Below are 17,646 nucleotides of genomic sequence, written 5' to 3' on the forward strand. Positions count from 1 at the left end.
TGCGATGAGGCACCCTTTTTTTCGTCGATTGCGACAACTCGCAACGCACGCAAAAAACGACTACTTGCGTCAACAAACAATAAAAACAAAACAGGGATTTTCACATGCAGAAAGCAACAGGCTGGCTACTGGCAGGTGTGCTCGGCACAACGGCAGCGACCTCTCAGGCCGCGACTCTGGAAGAACGCATGGCCGCGTTTGAAGCCCGTGCCAGCGCAGCGGAAAAGCGTGCAGCCGCAGCCGAACAGCAGACCCAGGCACTTGCCAGGGAACTGCAGCAGATCAAACTTTCAACGTCTACCTTGCCGCCCGCCGCCTCTACTGCGACAGCAGTTTCGGCGCCTGCTTTGGATACCCGGTTGGCAAAACTCGAAGCCCGCCAGCAAAGCCTGGAGAAGGAGGGCAATACCGGCCACCTCACCGATGGGTTCAGCTTCAACGGTTATGCCCGCTCCGGATTGCTGGTCGACGAGGGGCTGGGGGGTGGCCGTGGCGGCCCTTACACAACGCCGGCCGGCTCGGTGGGTGGGGCAGTCGGACGACTCGGCAACGAAGACGACACCTACATGCGTATAGACCTGTCGAAAGAAATCCATGCGCAAAACGGCACCCGTGCCAAATTCACGGTCTCCATCGCCGACGGTGTGGAAAGTTCCAATGACTGGACGGCCGACGAAAGCAAACTGAACGTACGCCAGGTATTCACAACGCTCGACCATGTCGCTGCGTTCAAAGGCAACTCAGCGTTCGAGAACGCCACGCTGTGGGCTGGCAAGCGATTCGACAGAGACAATTTCGATATCCACTGGCTCGACTCGGACGTCGTTTACCTGGCCGGCACCGGCGGGGGAATTTACGATGTGCAGATGAGCAAGAACTGGCGCTCGAATTACTCCTTGATTGGTCGTAGCTACGGCGATTTCAGTCAAGGCGGTATTAATGCCGATGTGGAAAGCTACATCCTGACCTCCAACCAGTTCTTCGACGATGGCCAGTGGCAGTGGATGTACAACGCCATCGGCGCAAAGAAAAACGATTTCGGTACCCGCACCAATAAAGCCGGCTTGACGCCTGCGGATTCCGGCTTGCACAGCATGCTGGCCAACCACCAGAAAACCTTTTTCGGTAGAGAAGGCTTCTTCAAAACGGCGCTGCTCTATGGGCAAGGTCTGGGGGCAGAGGTCAAGAACGTTGGCTCGGACGGTGAACTGATTGATGACGCCCGCGCGCTGCGGCTGGCGCTTTACGGTGAAACGCCTCTTGCGTCTGACTGGCGCATCGGGCCCAGCTTGCTGGCCGAACAGAGCAAGGATAGATACGTCAAAGGTGACGACTACCGCTGGCTGACCCTGAACGTGCGATTGGCTAACAGAATCAACAGCAACTTCGAAATGGCCTACGAAATGAGCTGGCAAACCATGAACCTCGACCCCAAGGGCTATCTGCAACGTAATGCGGTCGACGGTAACTTCTGGAAATTCACGGTCGCTCCGACTTTCAAACTTGACGTCGCAGATCTTCTCACGCGTCCCGAATTGCGAGTGTTCGCAAGCTTCATGAACTGGTCTTCGGATCTGGACAGATTCAGTACCACAGACGCCTTTGGCATGACTGACTTCCATGCTGGAGGTGTATGGCAGTACGGCATACAGATGGAGACCTGGTTTTAAAATTGAAGCGTTTGGCCAACACGTCTTCTGCTGACCTGTTGGCTGTTAATGAAGATCGGCACCTGTTGCAATACTAAAACAAGGTGCCGACGACTCGGGCAAGCAATAACCATAGGGATGAATTAATGCCGGATGCAGTTTTTGTAAATCGAACTGTTTTGTTCGGAGATTGTGATCCGGCAGGGGTGGTTTACACTCCACGGTTCTCATATTTTGCTGTAGAGGCTATTGGCGTAGCGCTTGATCGGTGGGTGGGCGCTCCGGGGCTTCGAACTTTAATGGGTTTTAATATATTGCCGCCGGTGCGCGCGATGTCGATTGAGTTGCTGAGCCCGGTGACGTGGGATGATGAAATGATTATAAAGGTTGGTGTGGCCAGGCTGGGGGAACACTCTTTTACCTTTTTGGTTGAGGGTTTTCTAGGTGAGGGCGTATTGGCTTTTACGGCGAATGTCACCCATGTATGTATCTCACCGGAGAGTAAGGAAGTTATATCCATTCCGGCGCCGCTGAGAGCACTTCTTTCATAGAGAGCGAGCGGCGAACGGGTAGTGGCCTAATGAAGCCGGAGGTCGCCATCCGTTCGCGGCGTTGGTGGCTGACCGCGACGGCAGCCAAGCTGCTGTCGCTAAAATCAACCAAGGGCAAGATGAGGGCTAGTCAACCATCACCTCGTCGAGTGCCTGCTCAAGCGTGCTGACCGTGCGCTCGATATTCTGCAGCTTCTCGAGTCCGAACAGCCCGATACGGAAGGTCTGGAAGTCGGCCGGTTCATCGCATTGCAACGGCACTCCGGCGGCGATCTGCAGACCGTGCTCGGCAAATTTCTTGCCGTTCTTGATGTCGGCATCATCGGTGTAGCTCACCACGACGCCCGGGGCTTGAAAGCCGGCAGCGGCCACGCTTTTGAAGCCTTTGCCGGTCAACATGGCGCGTACCCGATCACCCAGCGCCTGTTGTTCGTCGCGGATCTTGTCGAAGCCGTAGGCTTGCGTCTCTTTCATCACGTCGTTAAACCGCGCGAGGGAATCGCTGGGCATGGTTGCGTGATAGGCATGTCCGCCCTGTTCGTAGGCCTGCATGATCTGCAGCCACTTTTTCAAGTCGCAGGCGAAGCTGCTGCTTTGTGTCTGCTCGATGCGTTCGAGGGCCAGAGCACTGAACATCACCAGGGCGCAGCAAGGGGAGGCGCTCCAGCCTTTCTGCGGTGCGCTGATCAGCAGGTCCACGGCGCATTTGTGCATATCCACCCAAATCGTGCCCGAGGCGATGCAGTCCAGCACGAACAGACCGCCCACCGCATGCACGGCGTCGCCGACCGCTCGCAGGTACTCGTCGGGCAGGATGATTCCGGAGGACGTTTCAACGTGGGGCGCGAACACCACCTGCGGCTTCTGCGCCGCAATGGCTGCCAGCACTTCGTCCAGCGGCGGCGGGGCGTAGGCTGCCTGGCGACCCGTCTCGACCGGACGGGCCTTGAGCACCGTGGTAGCTGCCGGGATGTTGCCCATCTCAAGGATCTGGCTCCAGCGATAACTGAACCAGCCGTTGCGTATCACCAGGCATGGCTGGCCGGTGGCGAACTGCCGCGCCACTGCTTCCATGCCGAATGTGCCACTGCCCGGCACCACCGCAACGGCCTCGGCGTTGTAGACCTGTTTCAGGGTCTTGGAAATATTCTTCATCACGCCTTGAAAAGACTGCGACATGTGGTTAAGCGAGCGGTCGGTGTAGACCACTGAGTACTCGACCAGCCCCTCAGGATCGATACCGGGATAGAGCTTTGACATGGCGTAACTCCTTTGGCAGGGATGTAGTGATATCGACCCTGCCTCAAGCCTGGGCAAATGACAAGGTTGCCCGGGGTGGAGTAACACCGCCGCCGAGCAGAAACAACCTCACCGCGAGCAGCGTCGAGGACAACGGCAGCAGGACGATCACCCGCGATAAAACCCTGCCGGATTGACGCTGCTGAACACGATGAAAATGGTCAACAGGCTGCGCACCGAGCCACGTACCTGAAACAGCCCTCTGTGGCTCAACGGCGCCCGGTCCGCGTACTCACATCCACCCAAACGGCCAACACCAGAATGCTGCCCTTGACGATCATCTGCCAATAGCTGTCGACGTCGAGCATGGACATGCCGTTGTCCAGGCTGGTGATGACCAGCGCGCCAAGCAGGGCGCCGTAGACCGTGCCGGAGCCACCGCGCATGGAGGTGCCGCCGATGAAGCAGGCGGCGATGGCGTCGAGTTCGCCCATGCTGCCGGCCGAAGGCGAGCCGGCGGCGAGGCGCGCGGTGTTGACCACGCCGGCGAGGGCGCACATCACGCCCATGATCCCGAAAATCCACAGCTTCACAGCCTGCACATTGATACCGGACAGGCGCGTCGCTTCCATGTTGCTGCCCACGGCGTACACGCGCCGACCGAACACGGTCTGACTGGTCACGTAACTGAACACGCCCAACAGAATCAGCAGCAGCAAGACCGGCACGGGAATGCCATCGTAGCTGTTGAGCGTCTGCACGAAGCCGGCCAGCACGGCGCCGATCACTAACACGCGGATGACGTCACGCACCAATGAATGCGCCGCCAGCCCGTGAAGGGCACGATTGCGCCGTTGTTTCCAGGTGAGGAACACCGTCAGCGCGAACAGCACAACGCCCAGCCCAGTGCCGATCGCATGGGGCAGGTAGCCCTGGCCGATGTAGACGAGTTCCGGCGATACCGGCGCAATGGTCGTGCCGCCGGTAATCCCCAGCAGAATCCCGCGAAACGCCAACATGCCGCCCAGCCCGACAATGAATGAGGGGATGCGCAGGTAAGCCGCCATGTAGCCGTTGGCAAGGCCGATCAGCAGTCCGCACAGCGCGACCAGGCTCAGGTTAGCCAGCAGAGGAATGTGGTAGACCACATCGAGAATGGCCGCGAGGCCACCGAGCAGGCCGAGCAAAGAGCCGACCGACAAATCGATCTCGCCGCTGATGATCACCAGCACCATGCCGCAAGCGAGAATGCCGGTAATCGACATCTGACGCAGCAGATTGGAGAGGTTGCGCGGGGTCAGGAATCCGCCTTCGGTCTGCCAGCTGAAAAACAGCCAGATCAGCACCACGGCAAACACCAGCGCGAGCATTTTGTAGCGGGTGAACAGTTGTTTGACCTGATTCATTTACGCGGATTTCCGATCATTATTGTTATGGCTGCCAGGCTGGCTGAGGGCGGCGGCGAGCACCTGTTCCTGGGTGAGGTCATGGTTGATGAAGTCGCCACGCAACTGGCCTTCGCCGATCACCAGCACGCGGTCGGAAACGCCGAGCACTTCGGCCAGCTCCGACGACACCATGATGATCGACACGCCTGCGGCAGCCAGCGCGCCCATCAATTTGTAGATTTCGTATTTGGCGCCGACGTCCACGCCTCGGGTCGGCTCATCGAGAATCAGCACCCGCGGTTGGGCCAGCAGCATCTTCGCCAGGACGGCTTTTTGTTGATTGCCCCCCGACAGACTGGTGATCGGCAGGAACGGACTTGCGGTCTTGAGGTGCAGGCGCGAGATTTCCTGATCGATGCAGCCCAGTTCGGCTTCGGCATCGATACGGGTCAGTTTCGAGTAGTTGTCCAGCACGGCGAGGGTGATGTTCTGGCCGACGCCCAGGTCTGGAATGATGCCTTGGCGCTTGCGGTCCTCCGGCACCAGGCACAGGCCGGCACGGATTGATTTGAGCGGCGTGCGCGTGTCGATGGGTTGTCCGTCCAGCCAGACTTCGCCCTCGTGGCGGCCGGGGTAAGCGCCGAACAGTGCGGTTACCAGTTCGGTACGGCCGGCACCGACCAGCCCGGCGATACCGAGGATTTCGCCGCGTTTGAGGACGAAGGAAATATCGTCGACCCGTTTGCGCTTGGGGTTGTCGACGTCGTAGCAGGTGATATGACGGGCCTCGAAAATCACTTCGCCGATGGCGTGTGGCTCGGTGGGGTAGAGGTTGCTCATTTCCCGCCCGACCATCTGGGTGATGATCTGCGCAATATCCATATCGGCCATCGCGGTGGTGGCGATATGTTTGCCATCGCGGATCACCGAAATGGTGTCGCACACGGCGGCCACTTCATCGAGCTTGTGCGAGATATAGACGCAGGCGACGCCTTTGGCTTTGAGGTCGCGGATGATGTCCAGCAACACCTCGATTTCCGAACGGCTCAAAGCCGATGAGGGCTCGTCGAGGATCAGCAGGCGGGCCTTTTTGTTCAGGGCCTTGGCGATTTCCACCAGTTGCTGATAGCCACCGCCGTATTGCGAAACCGGCAGCGATACGTTCATGTCCGGCACTTTCAATTCGCGCATCAGGGCTTCGGCGCGGTGGATCATCGCCGGGTAATTCATGCGTCCGCCGGGCAGTGTCAGTTCATGGCCCATGAAAATGTTTTCAGCCACCGACAGGTCGGGCACCAGCGTCAGTTCCTGGTGAATGATGACGATGCCGGCGGCTTCCGTTTCGCTGATCGATTGCGCTCTGAGCGGTTGCCCGTCCCAGAGGATTTCACCGTCCCAAGTGCCGTGCGGGTAAACCGCCGAAAGGATCTTCATCAGTGTGGACTTGCCGGCGCCATTCTCGCCGCACAAGCCAACGCATTCACCCGGTTTGACCTTGATGTCGATGCCGTTGAGCGCTTTGACACCACCGAAGGTTTTGACGATGCCGTTCATTTGCAGCAGATAGTCGGACATGGAGAGGGCTCGTATATCAAAGACTCACACACCACTGAACCTGTGTGGGAGCGAGCTTGCTCGCGAAAGCGTCAGTTCAGACAAAGCTTCGTTGGCTGACGCAACGCATTCGCGAGCAAGCTCGCTCCCACAAGGGTTTTCGCATAACCGGAGTTTGTGATGTGATCACTTCCCGGCAATTTGCGCCTTGGTGTAGAAGCCGTCCTGTTCGAGCAGGTCGATGTTGTCCTTGGTCAGCGGGGTTGGCGTGAGCAGGATGGTGTCGACTTTTTTGCTGCCGTTGTCGTACTGCGAGCTGAAGGCGGGTTTTTCGTTGCGCGCCAGTTGCACCGAGAGCTTGGCTGCTTCTGAGGCAATCAGTTTGAGCGGCTTGTACACGGTCATGGTTTGCGTGCCGGCGATCACGCGCTTGACCGCGGCGAGGTCAGCGTCCTGCCCGGAAATCGGTACCTTGCCAGCCAGTTGCTGCGCCGCCAGTGCCTGAATGGCACCGCCCGCCGTGGCGTCGTTGGAGGCGACAATGCCGTCGATTTTGTTGTCGTTGCGGGTCAGGGCGTTTTCAACAATGCTCAGCGCCTCGGTCGGGTTCCATTCCTTCACCCACTGCTGGCCGACGATCTTGATATCGCCCTTGTCGATGGCCGGCTGCAGCACTTTCATCTGACCCTCGCGCAGTATTTTTGCGTTGTTGTCGGTGGGCGCACCACCGAGCAAAAAGTAGTTGCCCTTGGGCGCAGCTTTCAGCACGCCGCTGGCCTGCATCTCGCCGACTTTCTCGTTATCGAAGGAAATATAGGCGTCAACATCGGCATTGAGGATCAGGCGATCATAGGACACGACTTTGATCCCGGCTTTCTTCGCTTCAGCCACCGCGTTGGTCAGCACCGTGGCGTTGAACGGCACGATGACAATGACGTCGACGCCTCGGGAAATAAGGTTTTCGATCTGGGAAATCTGCTTTTGCTCGTTGGCATCGGCCGACTGCACGAAGACCTTGGCGTCCATTTTTTCTGCCGCCGCGACGAAATAGTCGCGGTCGCGCGACCAGCGCTCCAGGCGCAGATCATCAATGGAGAAACCGATTTTCGGGTGGGCAGCGTCAGCCATCACTGGCAGTGACAGCAATGCCAAGGCAGTGGCCAATAACGTGCGTTTTACGTTCTTCATGGTGGGGCGTCCTTTTATTGTTGTTGGAAAGACACGGCCTGACGATGAGTATCGGGCTGGTAAAACTGTAGAGAATCCGCAGGCGCCGCAGGCACAGATTTGTCGTGCAATTGTCACCGCGTCGTTGCGCCGGCAGAGTCTCGTAGCGTTCAGCGATAGATAAACCGGTTAACGATGTTCTCGAGCATTTCCTGCCGGCCGCTGACGGCTTGCGGATTCAACTCGTTGGTGAACGCGTGCTCGGCCAAGGACTCAAGATTGAAGTCACCCGCCATCACCGCCTGCCCGAACGGCTGCGTCCAACCGGCGTAGCGTTGATCCTTGAGCCGTTGCAGCTGGTCGTTCTGCACCATGGCCGCTGCCCGTTCCAGAGACAGGGCGAGAACGTCCATGGCGCCGACGTGGCCATGGAACAGATCGATCTGATCGAGGCTTTGCCGACGCACCTTGGAGTCAAAGTTGAATCCGCCATTCTTGAACCCGCCAGCCTTGAGGATTTCATAGGTGGCCAGGGTCATTTCTTCGACGCTGTTGGGGAACTGGTCGGTGTCCCAGCCGTTTTGCGGATCACCACGGTTGGCGTCGATGCTGCCAAAAATCCCCAGCGAGACGGCCGTCGCAATCTCGTGATGGAAGCTATGCCCGGCCAGCGTCGCGTGGTTAGCCTCGATGTTGACCTTGATTTCGTGCTCCAGTCCGTACTGCTGGAGAAAGCCGAACACAGTGGCGCTGTCGTAATCGTATTGATGCTTGGTCGGCTCTTGCGGCTTGGGTTCGATCAGCAGGTCGCCGGTGAAACCGATCTTGTGCTTGTGCTCGACCACCATGCGCATGAAGCGGCCCAGTTGTTCGCGTTCACGCTTCAAGTCCGTGTTGAGCAGAGTTTCGTAGCCCTCGCGGCCGCCCCACAACACGTAGTTGGCGCCTTTCAGGCGATGGGTCGCGTTCATCGCGCTGAACACCTGGGCAGCGGCGCAGGCGAACACTTCCGGATCCGGGTTGCTCGCGGCACCGGCAGCGAAACGCGGGTTGCTGAAGCAATTGGCGGTGCCCCACAAGAGCTTGATTCCGCTTTGTTCCTGATGTCGCTCCAGGTGATCGACCATTTGCGCGAAGTGGTTGCGGTACTCCTTCAGAGAGCTGCCTTCCGGGGCGACATCCGTGTCATGGAAGCAGTAATAGTCGATACCCAGTTTGGAGAAAAATTCGAAGGCCGCGGCTGCCTTGCCTATGGCCAGCTCCATCGGGTCGCCGGCGTGTTGCCACGGGCGCTTGAACGTCCCCGCGCCGAACACATCGGAACCCGGCCAGACGAACGTGTGCCAGTAACAGGCGGCCATACGCAGGTGTTCGCGCATGGGTTTGCCGAGGATGAGTTTGTCGGCGTCGTAGTGACGAAAGGAGAGGGGAGAATCGCTGTTTGGGCCTTCGAACCGAATCGGCTCGACATCGGGGAAATACTGCATGGACCTTGTCCTTGTTGTTCTTGGCGGTGTCTCGATACTAGCAACGGCCCTGTGCCTGCTGATTATGAAAAGCACCAACACCAGGTGCGATTTTGCGTATTGAGCTTCTTCGGTGAGGCGCCTAGTCTGTGCCAATCGCCTCTGTGACAAGGGGCTCAGAACAAGCATAAAAACAATGAAAACCGTACCGCCTGTTCACCGCATCGCCCTGTTGTTCAACGGTAGCAAGATCTATGACCGTGGGATCATCAGCGGCATCGGCAACTACCTGAGCAGCACTCGCGCCTCCTGGGACCTGTTTCTGGAAGAGGATTTTCTCTGTCGTTTGAAAGGGATAGAGCGCTGGCAGGGTGACGGGATCATTGCCGACTTTGACGATCCGCTGATTGGCGAAGCGCTGGCCGACATTCAGTTGCCGGTAGTAGCAGTAGGGGGGTCGTACGAGGACAAGCGCGCTTATCCGAAAGCGATCCCGTACGTCGCCACCGATAACAATGCACTGATCAACTTGGCTTACTCGCATTTGATCGAGGCGGGACTGCAGCGTTTTGCCTGCTTCAGCCTGCCTGAAGCGCAGGCCAATCGATGGGCGCAGGAGCGGGAAAAAGCCTTTCGCAGACTGATGCGGCGCGACGGCTTGCACGCCGAAATCTACCGCGGCATGGGCACCAGCGCACCGCTGTGGGACAGCGCCGTCGAACAACTGATCGCCTGGTTGCAAAGCCTGCCCAAGCCCATCGGTATCATCGCCGTCAGCGACGCCCGCGCGCGACAGTTGCTGCAAGCCTGCCTGACCGCCGGCATCGCCGTGCCGGAGCAAGTGGCATTGATAGGAATCGACAACGACCCGCTGACCCGCAGCCTGACCCGAGTGCCCCTGAGTTCGGTCATCCAGGGCACGGAAACCATGGGGCGTACCGCCGCGCAATTGCTCCACCAGATGCTTCACGGCATGCCATCCACCGGCACACAAATCCTGATTCCTCCCGATGCGGTCAACGTGCAGGTGTCGAGTTTGCACCAGCCATTGGGCAATCCCTACGTCATGCAAGCACTGCTGTTCATCCGCCAATACGCCTGCCAAGGCATCAAAACGGCGCAAGTGGCGGCTTATGTCGGCGTGTCGCGCTCATCACTCGAAGCGCATTTCCGCGCCGAGCGAGGCTGCAGCGTGCATGACGAGATCTTGCGTTTCAAACTGGCAGCGGCCACCCGCGGCCTGAAAAATACCGACTCAGTGATTGCCGACGTTGCGCGCAGCTGTGGGTTCAAATCTGCGCAGTATCTGCACACGGTGTTTCGGCGGGAGTTTGGTTGTACGCCTCGGGAGTATCAGCAAGGGGCAGGGATGCGCTAATGGAATGCCGGAAATGAGGTTAGAGTGGTCATCAATGTCTTGATTGTTGCGTGAACAATGAATCGTCCGCTGTTCGTTTCTCTGGATGGGCCCAAAGGCACCGGCAAAACCACACTGTTGGAGGCCGTTACGCAAGTACTGAGGGCGGGCAACCAGAAAGTCATCCGGCTATGCGAGAGAAAAAGCGATCCTTTCAGGGGGGAAACCATGGCCCTGGTTAACACGCTGGCCAGAAATCCTTCCCGGGATCTGGAATGGGCTGTGTGTCAGCGACTTGCTGATAGCCGCAGTTGGATCTCCCATAACGTACTGACGAAGCAGCCGCTGGACAGCATTATCTTGATCGATCGCTGGTATCCGTCTGATGCCGCGTTTCGCCAAACCATCCCGTTTGCCGAGATTCTGCAGTTGAACATAGATCGAGGCGTGCGAGTGCCGGACCTGCATGTCGGCGTCGTCACCGATCCGGATATTTCATGGGCAAGGGCCACGGCGCGATCGCGAGGATTGGGCGGCACTGTGATCCAGAAGCACCCAGCGCATGTGGCGTGTACGGAGATGTTCGAGCACGCGGTTAAGGAGCACGGCTGGGTTCTATGCCGTAATGAGGGAACGATTGAGGACGCGACGAGGCAGGTGGTTTCTGAGATCTATAAAGTGCTGGGGTGATTTTTCGAGATAGAGATAGGTGTTGGTGCTAGGGTGCATAGCGTAATACTTGATTTAACATAATATACATTACACGTAACAAGATATTTCAGAATCAGCCCAGTTGCGCACGCGTTTTCAATCTCCAGCGACCGCTTGCAAGCGTCGCCCCCTGATACCTGTGTGGCCCTCCCTTAAAGATGGCGCCTAAGATGGCGCCTAGCGTTTCCACCCCGAAAGCCTCGCAATCCGCGCCTTCGCGAGCAATCAACTCCCTCGGAAATCTCCATTTCAGTGTTTCTTAATTCTGGCTACATCGGCGCATAACGCATAGTTTGGTCATTTTTTGTGGGATCGAGACGCCGCATGCCGAGCAAAAAGGCTTCCATGCGTCCTGGTAAGCGTCCATTTCGACCTGGCTCGTTCAGTGCAACAAAGAGCCAGGATGCGAGACCTCTTTTAAAAATGGCTGAACCCTTTAAAAGTGACCACGTCTGTAACCCAATGAATGCGACGGTTTGCGATTTGCTGAGAGCTGAGACGCACTCGAAACACGTGACATTCAATCGATCGCCCTCAGATCGTTTCAGTCTCATCCGCCGGTTCACGATGATCTACAAAGGTCGAATATCAAGGAGAAAACTCGGGAGCCATGCCGAGGTGATGTGAACCTCGCCCTCGGCGTGAAGACTCAGCCTGGTTGCGGACTAACTCCGTCGGCGTGCGTAGCGTGGATAGATGTTTGAGCGCGTGACGTCAGCTCAGGAGAGATTCAGGTGTTTAGAACAGCGCTATATACGCGGAAGGAGACTATCTAAAGGTGGATTAAATACTGAAGCTTCGAAGAAGCTTCAGTATAAATCACTAATGCTTTAGGATTTCAATAGTCTTTTTCATGGGCTGATAACTGGTCACCCTCAAGCGCCCTTGCACATTCAAAACATTAACTTTTAAAAATGGCCGAAACTTTTAAAAATGATCAAGCTCGCTAAATATGGCGAAGAACTGCCGGGCCTATGTATTTCCGGAGCGGTACTGCTAAACACTTTTAAAAATGCCGGAATCTTTTAAAAGTGACCTCCTAGGTCACGTCTTTCGTGAACGCCAGCCCAGCCATCTAAAGCAGCAGTGGCGCCTCTAAACATCTGGACGGTTAAAGGGCTGAGCCCGCACGGCTTGGGGCGTGCAGCCGTGCGGTCGGAATTCCCTAAATCAGATTCGACCATGACTCTCAATATATAACTGAAGGGAAGTTAGTTGCCTGGCCGTCAGTGAAGCTTTCCAAGAGCGCACTTGCAAAGCCAGGCTTGCTATGTATAACCTACATGACATCGATCAAATGGTAAGGGCTAGGTGATGAGTGATTCATCCAAGCTGACGGACACACTCGCCTCGAACAAGCGGAAGGATACGCCCCCTACTTCCAATAACTCCCAGAATCGGAAGTCTGCAATGCAGTATCCCGTAAAGGATAACAAGATGCCGGGCCCGTATCCGCTGTTTAACACCTATAAAGAATTCGTCAATCACACTTGCGATGAACCCGACCCGTGCCTACCGCTGGTGATGAACTATCTGGCGAATTTTGATGCACATCTCAAACCCATGGATGGTTTCGAAGCTGTCCGTGGTTTTCTGCGTTCGTACTCCAACGTCGAGGCGACATTCGTTTCATATCGCACCCATGCCGAGCGCCTGCTGCTTTGGGCATTGTTGATCAGAAAGAAGCCCCTGATGGAGCTGCGTCGCGCAGACGCTGAAGCCTTCTTGGAGTTCTGCATGGCTCCACCCATAGGTTGGCTCGGCCCTGTGACACGTAGTAGGTTTCTGATCGTGGCATCCAACAAATATGCAGAGCTGTGCCCAAATCCACGTTGGCATCCATTCTCGGTGAAAACATCGAAGCACATGAGCAATGCGGCTGATCTCGACCGCCCAGTTACTGGCGTTCCATACCAACCATCACGAGGGAGCATTTCCCAGGTTTTCTCGGTTTGCAGCAGCTTGTACGAATACGGCCTAGATGAGGGCCTGACGTCGACGAATCCCTTCAGAGCGATCAAACAGAAATCGCGCTTCAAAGCCTCGTGCTCAATGGCGCAAACAGGACGCGCCCTCACGCCTCTTCAATGGGACTTCGTACTGACCACCGCTGAAAAAATGGCAGCAACGGCTCCTGAACACCATGAACGCACTCTGTTCATCGCCGCGACGTTGTTTTCGATGTACCTACGCGTTTCAGATCTCTGTGGTCGGGTGAATTGGCAGCCCACAATGGGCTCCTTCAAGACAGATCATGAAGGCAACTGGTGGTTCTACCTCATTGGTAAGGGTGACAAAGCCGGCAAGGTAGCTGTAAGGCCGGAATATATTGATCGTTACCTAAAGCGCTACCGACGCTTCATGGGGCTGCCTGAACTGCCATTACCTAACGAACAGACCCCTCTGATTGCGACCTTGAATGGTCGTCCAGGGTTATCCACTCGAATGGTTCATTCGATCATCCAGAAGCTATTCGACCAAGCTATTAATGAAATGGTGAACGAAGATCGCCAACCTGGCGAGATCGAGGCTCTGCGGCTGGCCTCCACGCACTGGCTTAGGCATACGGCTGCGACACTTGATGCCCCTTGGCGAGACCCTAAGGACTTGCAGATGGATCTACGTCACAACAATTTATCCACTACTCAGGACATCTACTACAGCAGTTATGAAAATAAGCGCTCGTACTCGCTTAAAACACTGGGTTTGAAAAATCGCGAATAATTTTCATAAACAATTGGTAGAAAAAAATAATGGAATCAATGCCCCGCCCTTGCTTTGAAGCGCTGGAAGAATTTTCACGGCTAGACCCAGACACCCTTGATGATGAGCTGCCTGTAATTCAGCGTTTTCTCAACAATTGTCCAGGCTGCAGTCTGCCGACGAGAAGCTACCTGCTGGTTAAACAGTTTTTGATTAAGCATGCTGAATCTACTCGTTATTCAAACTACCGAAGGTATATCGAGCGACTTTTACTTTGGAGCATTTTGGAGGTAAAAAAACCCATAACCGAATTGAATGAAGGCGACATTCAGGAGTTTATGAGTTTCTGCACATCTCCCCCCGACTCTTGGGTGGCAGATAAGTCATGTCGGCGATTCACTCTCGGCGACACGAAACAGGTGATAGGAATTAACCCCGCCTGGCGTCCGTTTAGCTTTGATAAGACGTCTGTTGGGGAATACGGTACTCGCTTAACGTACATAGCTGGTAGAGGCGCGCTCGCTAAACAGTGGTCTGTGATTGCGACTTTTTTTCTGCATCTGCACTACAGTGAACTTATAGCAGTCAATCCTGCGCGAAGGCTCCACACTGCCGGCTTCTACGCTTTAAGTCTTCCCATTCACACAGGTGGGAATGTTTTCACTGACGAAGAGTTTGCGGTCTTGATGTTGACGCTCAGTGACATGGCGGATGAGGACATCCAAAATGAACGTACGCTACTCATGATGGCATCAATTTATTATCTTAGGATGCAGCCATCTGAGATCGACAGCTTAGGGGGTAAACTAACGTTCAGTGCGCTGGGGCTTATGCGCGATGGAACTTACGATTTAGTGGAGGATCATTTCCCGGGCAATCGGGCGTGGAAAATCCATCCCGAGTTTGTAACTAAGTACGTGAATCGTTATCGTGAAAATTTTGGCCGAAAATCCCTTCCACTGGAGCGTGATCACACATTATTGTTCGGGAAGATTCGTGGGAAGGGTTCGATAAGTTCAGCTCACGCGAGACTGTTATTCAGAGCTGTATGTCAGGTTGTCATTGATCGGCTTACCGAAAGCGGATATGAAGTCTCGCCTGAGTCAGGGTTCCGTAAAGCGAGTCTGTTCTGGTTGCGAGAAACAGGTATGCACCATAGCGCAAGGACAATGGGGATGGATGACGTAATCAAACTTGTGCGAAAATCAAATGCCGAAAATGCCTACCGACGTTTCATTGCGTGGCGTGGTTAGAATTTTGCAGGCTACCCTGCTCTTTACGTGATTTCTTTCCAGTAATTTTTTTAGCTCAACTAAATAGTGATTTAGTGTAGTTAACAGACGATGGCCGATATTTACCGATTTTCACCGCTTTAGCGTCTCGCTCGGCAACTCATTGAACAGCGCTCGATAACTGCTGGAAAACCGCCCCAAATGCCAGAACGACCACTGCATCGCGACTTGCGCAACGGTAGTCTCCGTCGGGCTGCGTTGGCGCAGTTCACGGTGTGCGCTATTCAACCGCCGCAGGCGTAACCAGTGACTGGGCGTCATCCCGGTGTAGGCCTTGAACGCGTGTTGCAACTGTCGCAACGACACGCCGGCCACCTGCGCCAATTCAAGCAGATTAAGTGTCTCCTCCGGTGAATCAGCAGCCCACTCCCCTACGCGCTTCATGATGTTTCGCTCTTCTGCGCGGCGCTGTAAACCGCCGCGATCCAGGCACACCTGCGCGTTATCGAGGATGAACAAACAGTCCTCCAACAGTTGCTGGGTCAGCGCCTCTTTACTTGGCGGATCAAGGGATTGCGTCAACTTCGTGAGAGTCGAGCTTAACCAGCGACTGAACAAGGCGTTCTGCCCGCAATTCAGCGGCGCCATGAACAAACCCTCGAGGCGTCGAACATCCAGACCGTGTTGCTGAACGAATTCCGGGCCGAACACCACGGCGATTTCCTGGTAGTTCTCCGGAGTGATCCAGATGTTGCGGCTCTCTTCGTTGAGCAGGTACAGCGCGTTGTCGCTGCGATCAAAACAAAACGCCAAAGCACCCGCCGGCGCGCTGAAATTCTGCTCGACGCGCGTGTTCATCTGTTCTTCGTAAACCTGCACACCCTGCAAATCCAGATAGCGAATCTGCCCGGCGAAATGTCCGGGAGACATCTGCTGGTAATGCTGGACCCAACCCGGCGTGGCGCGGATTTGCTCGGTGACATCAGCGGTATTGAAAGCCTGAACCTGTAGAGGATTGCACGTTGTCATGAGAGACCTTGCGCACTCTTTTGGTGCGCTTTGGTGCTGCTTAAAGTGGATAGATGGAACTGCAAGGCACGCCCAAGATAGTCGTCAACGCGCCACAGGGGAAGGGGCGGAAGATGAAACCCGCCCTCCCCGGCGTCTATGAAACCAATAACGAGGTCTTTATGAATGCCCCTTTCGATCAGCTGTTCACGTGGCTGAAAGATCACAAGATTACCGAAGTTGAATGTGTGGTCAGCGACCTGACCGGCATCGCCCGCGGCAAGATCGCACCGACCAACAAGTTCCTGCATGAGCGAGGCATGCGCCTGCCGGAAAGTGTGCTGCTGCAAACGGTAACCGGGGATTTTGTCGACGACGACATCTACTACGACCTGCTCGACCCGGCCGACATCGACATGGTCTGCAAGCCGGTGGCCGACGCCGTGTACGTGATTCCGTGGGCGATCGAGCCGACCGCCATCGTCATCCACGACACCTTCGACAAGTTCGGCAACCCGATCGAACTGTCACCACGCAACGTACTGAAGAAAGTCCTGCAGCTGTACACCGACAAAGGCTGGAAGCCGATTGTCGCGCCGGAAATGGAGTTCTACCTGACCCAGCGCTGCGAAGACCCGGACCTGCCACTCAAGGCGCCGCTGGGCCGTTCGGGCCGTGCGGAAAGTGGCCGTCAGTCATTCTCGATCGACGCCGCCAACGAATTCGATCCGCTGTTTGAAGACGTCTATGACTGGTGCGAATTGCAAGGTCTGGACCTGGACACGCTGATCCACGAAGACGGGCCGGCGCAGATGGAAATCAACTTCCGTCACGGCGACGCCCTCGATCTGGCTGACCAGATCACCGTGTTCAAACGCACCCTGCGCGAAGCCGCCCTCAAGCACAACGTCACCGCCACGTTCATGGCCAAGCCGATTGGCGACGAGCCCGGCAGTGCCATGCACTTGCACCAGAGCGTGGTGGAAATTGCCAGCGGCAAGCCGATCTTCGCCGACGCCGACGGCAAGATGAGCGACCTGTTCCGGCATCACATCGGCGGCCTGCAGAAGTACATCCCGAAAGTGCTGCCGATGTTCGCGCCCAACGTGAACTCGTTTCGCCGCTTCCTGCCGGACACCTCGGCACCGGTGAACGTCGAATGGGGCGAAGAAAACCGCACCGTCGGCCTGCGCGTGCCGACCTCCGGCCCGGAAGCGATGCGCGTGGAAAACCGCTTGCCGGGCGCCGACGCCAACCCGTACCTGGCGATCGCCGCCAGTTTGCTGTGTGGCTACATCGGCATGGTCGAAGGCATCGAGCCGAGCGCGGCCGTTGAAGGTCGGGCCTACGAGCGCCGCAACCTGCGCCTGCCGATCACCATCGAAGAGGCGCTGACGCAAATGGAAGAGTGCGACACCGTTGCCGAGTACCTGGGCAGCAAATTCGTCCGCGGCTACGTCGCCGTCAAACGCGCCGAGCACGAAAACTTCAAGCGCGTGATCAGTTCGTGGGAGCGCGAGTTTCTGCTGCTGAGCGTCTGACTCCAGCCCAAAACCCTGTAGGAGTGAGCCTGCTCGCGAAGGCGTCAGCACAGTCACCATCGACGTTGCCTGACCCTCCG

At 56.4% G+C, this 17,646-nt stretch carries 13 protein-coding genes; 7 read left to right on the plus strand and 6 right to left on the minus strand.

Features of this window, described 5'->3' with window-relative positions:
• Positions 1-104: 104 nt before the first annotated feature.
• Positions 105-1,670 carry a carbohydrate porin gene (locus KKQ10_RS03060; protein ID WP_215500141.1) on the plus strand — a complete coding sequence of 522 codons (1,566 nt, stop codon included), beginning with the start codon at positions 105-107 and terminating at the stop codon, positions 1,668-1,670.
• 125 nt (positions 1,671-1,795) lie between these two features.
• Positions 1,796-2,200 carry an acyl-CoA thioesterase gene (locus KKQ10_RS03065; protein ID WP_127647321.1) on the plus strand — a complete coding sequence of 135 codons (405 nt, stop codon included), beginning with the start codon at positions 1,796-1,798 and terminating at the stop codon, positions 2,198-2,200.
• A gap of 126 nt (positions 2,201-2,326) precedes the next feature.
• Here the strand turns inward: KKQ10_RS03065 and KKQ10_RS03070 are convergent, their stop codons facing one another.
• The 5 genes from KKQ10_RS03070 to xylA form a co-directional block, all read right to left on the minus strand.
• Positions 2,327-3,460: an aminotransferase class V-fold PLP-dependent enzyme gene (locus tag KKQ10_RS03070; protein ID WP_127647319.1), complete on the minus strand. Its 1,134-nt coding sequence runs from the start codon at positions 3,458-3,460 to the stop codon at positions 2,327-2,329.
• 248 nt (positions 3,461-3,708) lie between these two features.
• The gene (locus tag KKQ10_RS03075) at positions 3,709-4,845 is read right to left on the minus strand and encodes a sugar ABC transporter permease (RefSeq protein WP_215500142.1); all 1,137 of its coding nucleotides are present in this window, start codon (positions 4,843-4,845) and stop codon (positions 3,709-3,711) included.
• Positions 4,846-6,402: a D-xylose ABC transporter ATP-binding protein gene (gene xylG / locus KKQ10_RS03080; RefSeq protein ID WP_215500143.1), complete on the minus strand. Its 1,557-nt coding sequence runs from the start codon at positions 6,400-6,402 to the stop codon at positions 4,846-4,848.
• 165 nt (positions 6,403-6,567) lie between these two features.
• The gene (xylF, locus tag KKQ10_RS03085; protein ID WP_102899781.1) at positions 6,568-7,569 is read right to left on the minus strand and encodes a D-xylose ABC transporter substrate-binding protein; all 1,002 of its coding nucleotides are present in this window, start codon (positions 7,567-7,569) and stop codon (positions 6,568-6,570) included.
• Positions 7,570-7,718: 149 nt separating this feature from the next.
• A complete protein-coding gene (gene xylA / locus KKQ10_RS03090; protein WP_215500144.1) occupies positions 7,719-9,035 on the minus strand; it encodes a xylose isomerase in 1,317 nt (438 codons plus the stop codon).
• 175 nt (positions 9,036-9,210) lie between these two features.
• On the opposite strand from xylA, the gene KKQ10_RS03095 reads away from it, so the two are divergent.
• The 4 genes from KKQ10_RS03095 (at position 9,211) to KKQ10_RS03110 (ending at position 15,038) form a co-directional block, all read left to right on the plus strand.
• The gene (locus tag KKQ10_RS03095) at positions 9,211-10,392 is read left to right on the plus strand and encodes a XylR family transcriptional regulator (protein WP_215500145.1); all 1,182 of its coding nucleotides are present in this window, start codon (positions 9,211-9,213) and stop codon (positions 10,390-10,392) included.
• A gap of 57 nt (positions 10,393-10,449) precedes the next feature.
• Positions 10,450-11,061: a dTMP kinase gene (locus tag KKQ10_RS03100; RefSeq protein WP_215500146.1), complete on the plus strand. Its 612-nt coding sequence runs from the start codon at positions 10,450-10,452 to the stop codon at positions 11,059-11,061.
• Positions 11,062-12,492: 1,431 nt separating this feature from the next.
• Positions 12,493-13,806: a tyrosine-type recombinase/integrase gene (locus KKQ10_RS03105; protein ID WP_502941535.1), complete on the plus strand. Its 1,314-nt coding sequence runs from the start codon at positions 12,493-12,495 to the stop codon at positions 13,804-13,806.
• 29 nt (positions 13,807-13,835) lie between these two features.
• Entirely contained in the window at positions 13,836-15,038 is a 1,203-nt protein-coding gene (locus tag KKQ10_RS03110) for a hypothetical protein (RefSeq protein WP_215500147.1), read from the plus strand.
• Between the two features lie 111 nt (positions 15,039-15,149).
• On the opposite strand, the gene KKQ10_RS03115 is transcribed toward KKQ10_RS03110, so the two are convergent.
• The gene (locus KKQ10_RS03115; RefSeq protein ID WP_215500148.1) at positions 15,150-16,046 is read right to left on the minus strand and encodes a helix-turn-helix domain-containing protein; all 897 of its coding nucleotides are present in this window, start codon (positions 16,044-16,046) and stop codon (positions 15,150-15,152) included.
• Between the two features lie 161 nt (positions 16,047-16,207).
• On the opposite strand from KKQ10_RS03115, the gene KKQ10_RS03120 reads away from it, so the two are divergent.
• The gene (locus tag KKQ10_RS03120) at positions 16,208-17,566 is read left to right on the plus strand and encodes a glutamine synthetase family protein (RefSeq protein ID WP_127647288.1); all 1,359 of its coding nucleotides are present in this window, start codon (positions 16,208-16,210) and stop codon (positions 17,564-17,566) included.
• The last annotated feature ends 80 nt before the right edge of the window (positions 17,567-17,646 follow it).

The organism is Pseudomonas sp. MG-9 (assembly GCF_018729515.1).
In the GTDB taxonomy this organism is placed as follows: domain Bacteria; phylum Pseudomonadota; class Gammaproteobacteria; order Pseudomonadales; family Pseudomonadaceae; genus Aquipseudomonas; species Aquipseudomonas serboccidentalis.

What these genes read in the sequence shown, in the direction of transcription:
- KKQ10_RS03060 (WP_215500141.1), top strand. Translation starts at nt 105, where the DNA reads ATGCAGAAAGCAACAGGCTGGCTACTGGCAGGTGTGCTCGGCACAACG.
- KKQ10_RS03120 (WP_127647288.1), top strand. Translation starts at nt 16,208, where the DNA reads ATGAATGCCCCTTTCGATCAGCTGTTCACGTGGCTGAAAGATCACAAG.
- xylA (WP_215500144.1), bottom strand. Translation starts at nt 9,035, where the DNA reads ATGCAGTATTTCCCCGATGTCGAGCCGATTCGGTTCGAAGGCCCAAAC.
- KKQ10_RS03095 (WP_215500145.1), top strand. Translation starts at nt 9,211, where the DNA reads ATGAAAACCGTACCGCCTGTTCACCGCATCGCCCTGTTGTTCAACGGT.
- KKQ10_RS03070 (WP_127647319.1), bottom strand. Translation starts at nt 3,460, where the DNA reads ATGTCAAAGCTCTATCCCGGTATCGATCCTGAGGGGCTGGTCGAGTAC.
- xylF (WP_102899781.1), bottom strand. Translation starts at nt 7,569, where the DNA reads ATGAAGAACGTAAAACGCACGTTATTGGCCACTGCCTTGGCATTGCTG.
- KKQ10_RS03115 (WP_215500148.1), bottom strand. Translation starts at nt 16,046, where the DNA reads ATGACAACGTGCAATCCTCTACAGGTTCAGGCTTTCAATACCGCTGAT.
- KKQ10_RS03110 (WP_215500147.1), top strand. Translation starts at nt 13,836, where the DNA reads ATGGAATCAATGCCCCGCCCTTGCTTTGAAGCGCTGGAAGAATTTTCA.
- KKQ10_RS03100 (WP_215500146.1), top strand. Translation starts at nt 10,450, where the DNA reads ATGAATCGTCCGCTGTTCGTTTCTCTGGATGGGCCCAAAGGCACCGGC.
- KKQ10_RS03065 (WP_127647321.1), top strand. Translation starts at nt 1,796, where the DNA reads ATGCCGGATGCAGTTTTTGTAAATCGAACTGTTTTGTTCGGAGATTGT.
- KKQ10_RS03075 (WP_215500142.1), bottom strand. Translation starts at nt 4,845, where the DNA reads ATGAATCAGGTCAAACAACTGTTCACCCGCTACAAAATGCTCGCGCTG.
- xylG (WP_215500143.1), bottom strand. Translation starts at nt 6,402, where the DNA reads ATGTCCGACTATCTGCTGCAAATGAACGGCATCGTCAAAACCTTCGGT.
- KKQ10_RS03105 (WP_502941535.1), top strand. Translation starts at nt 12,493, where the DNA reads ATGCAGTATCCCGTAAAGGATAACAAGATGCCGGGCCCGTATCCGCTG.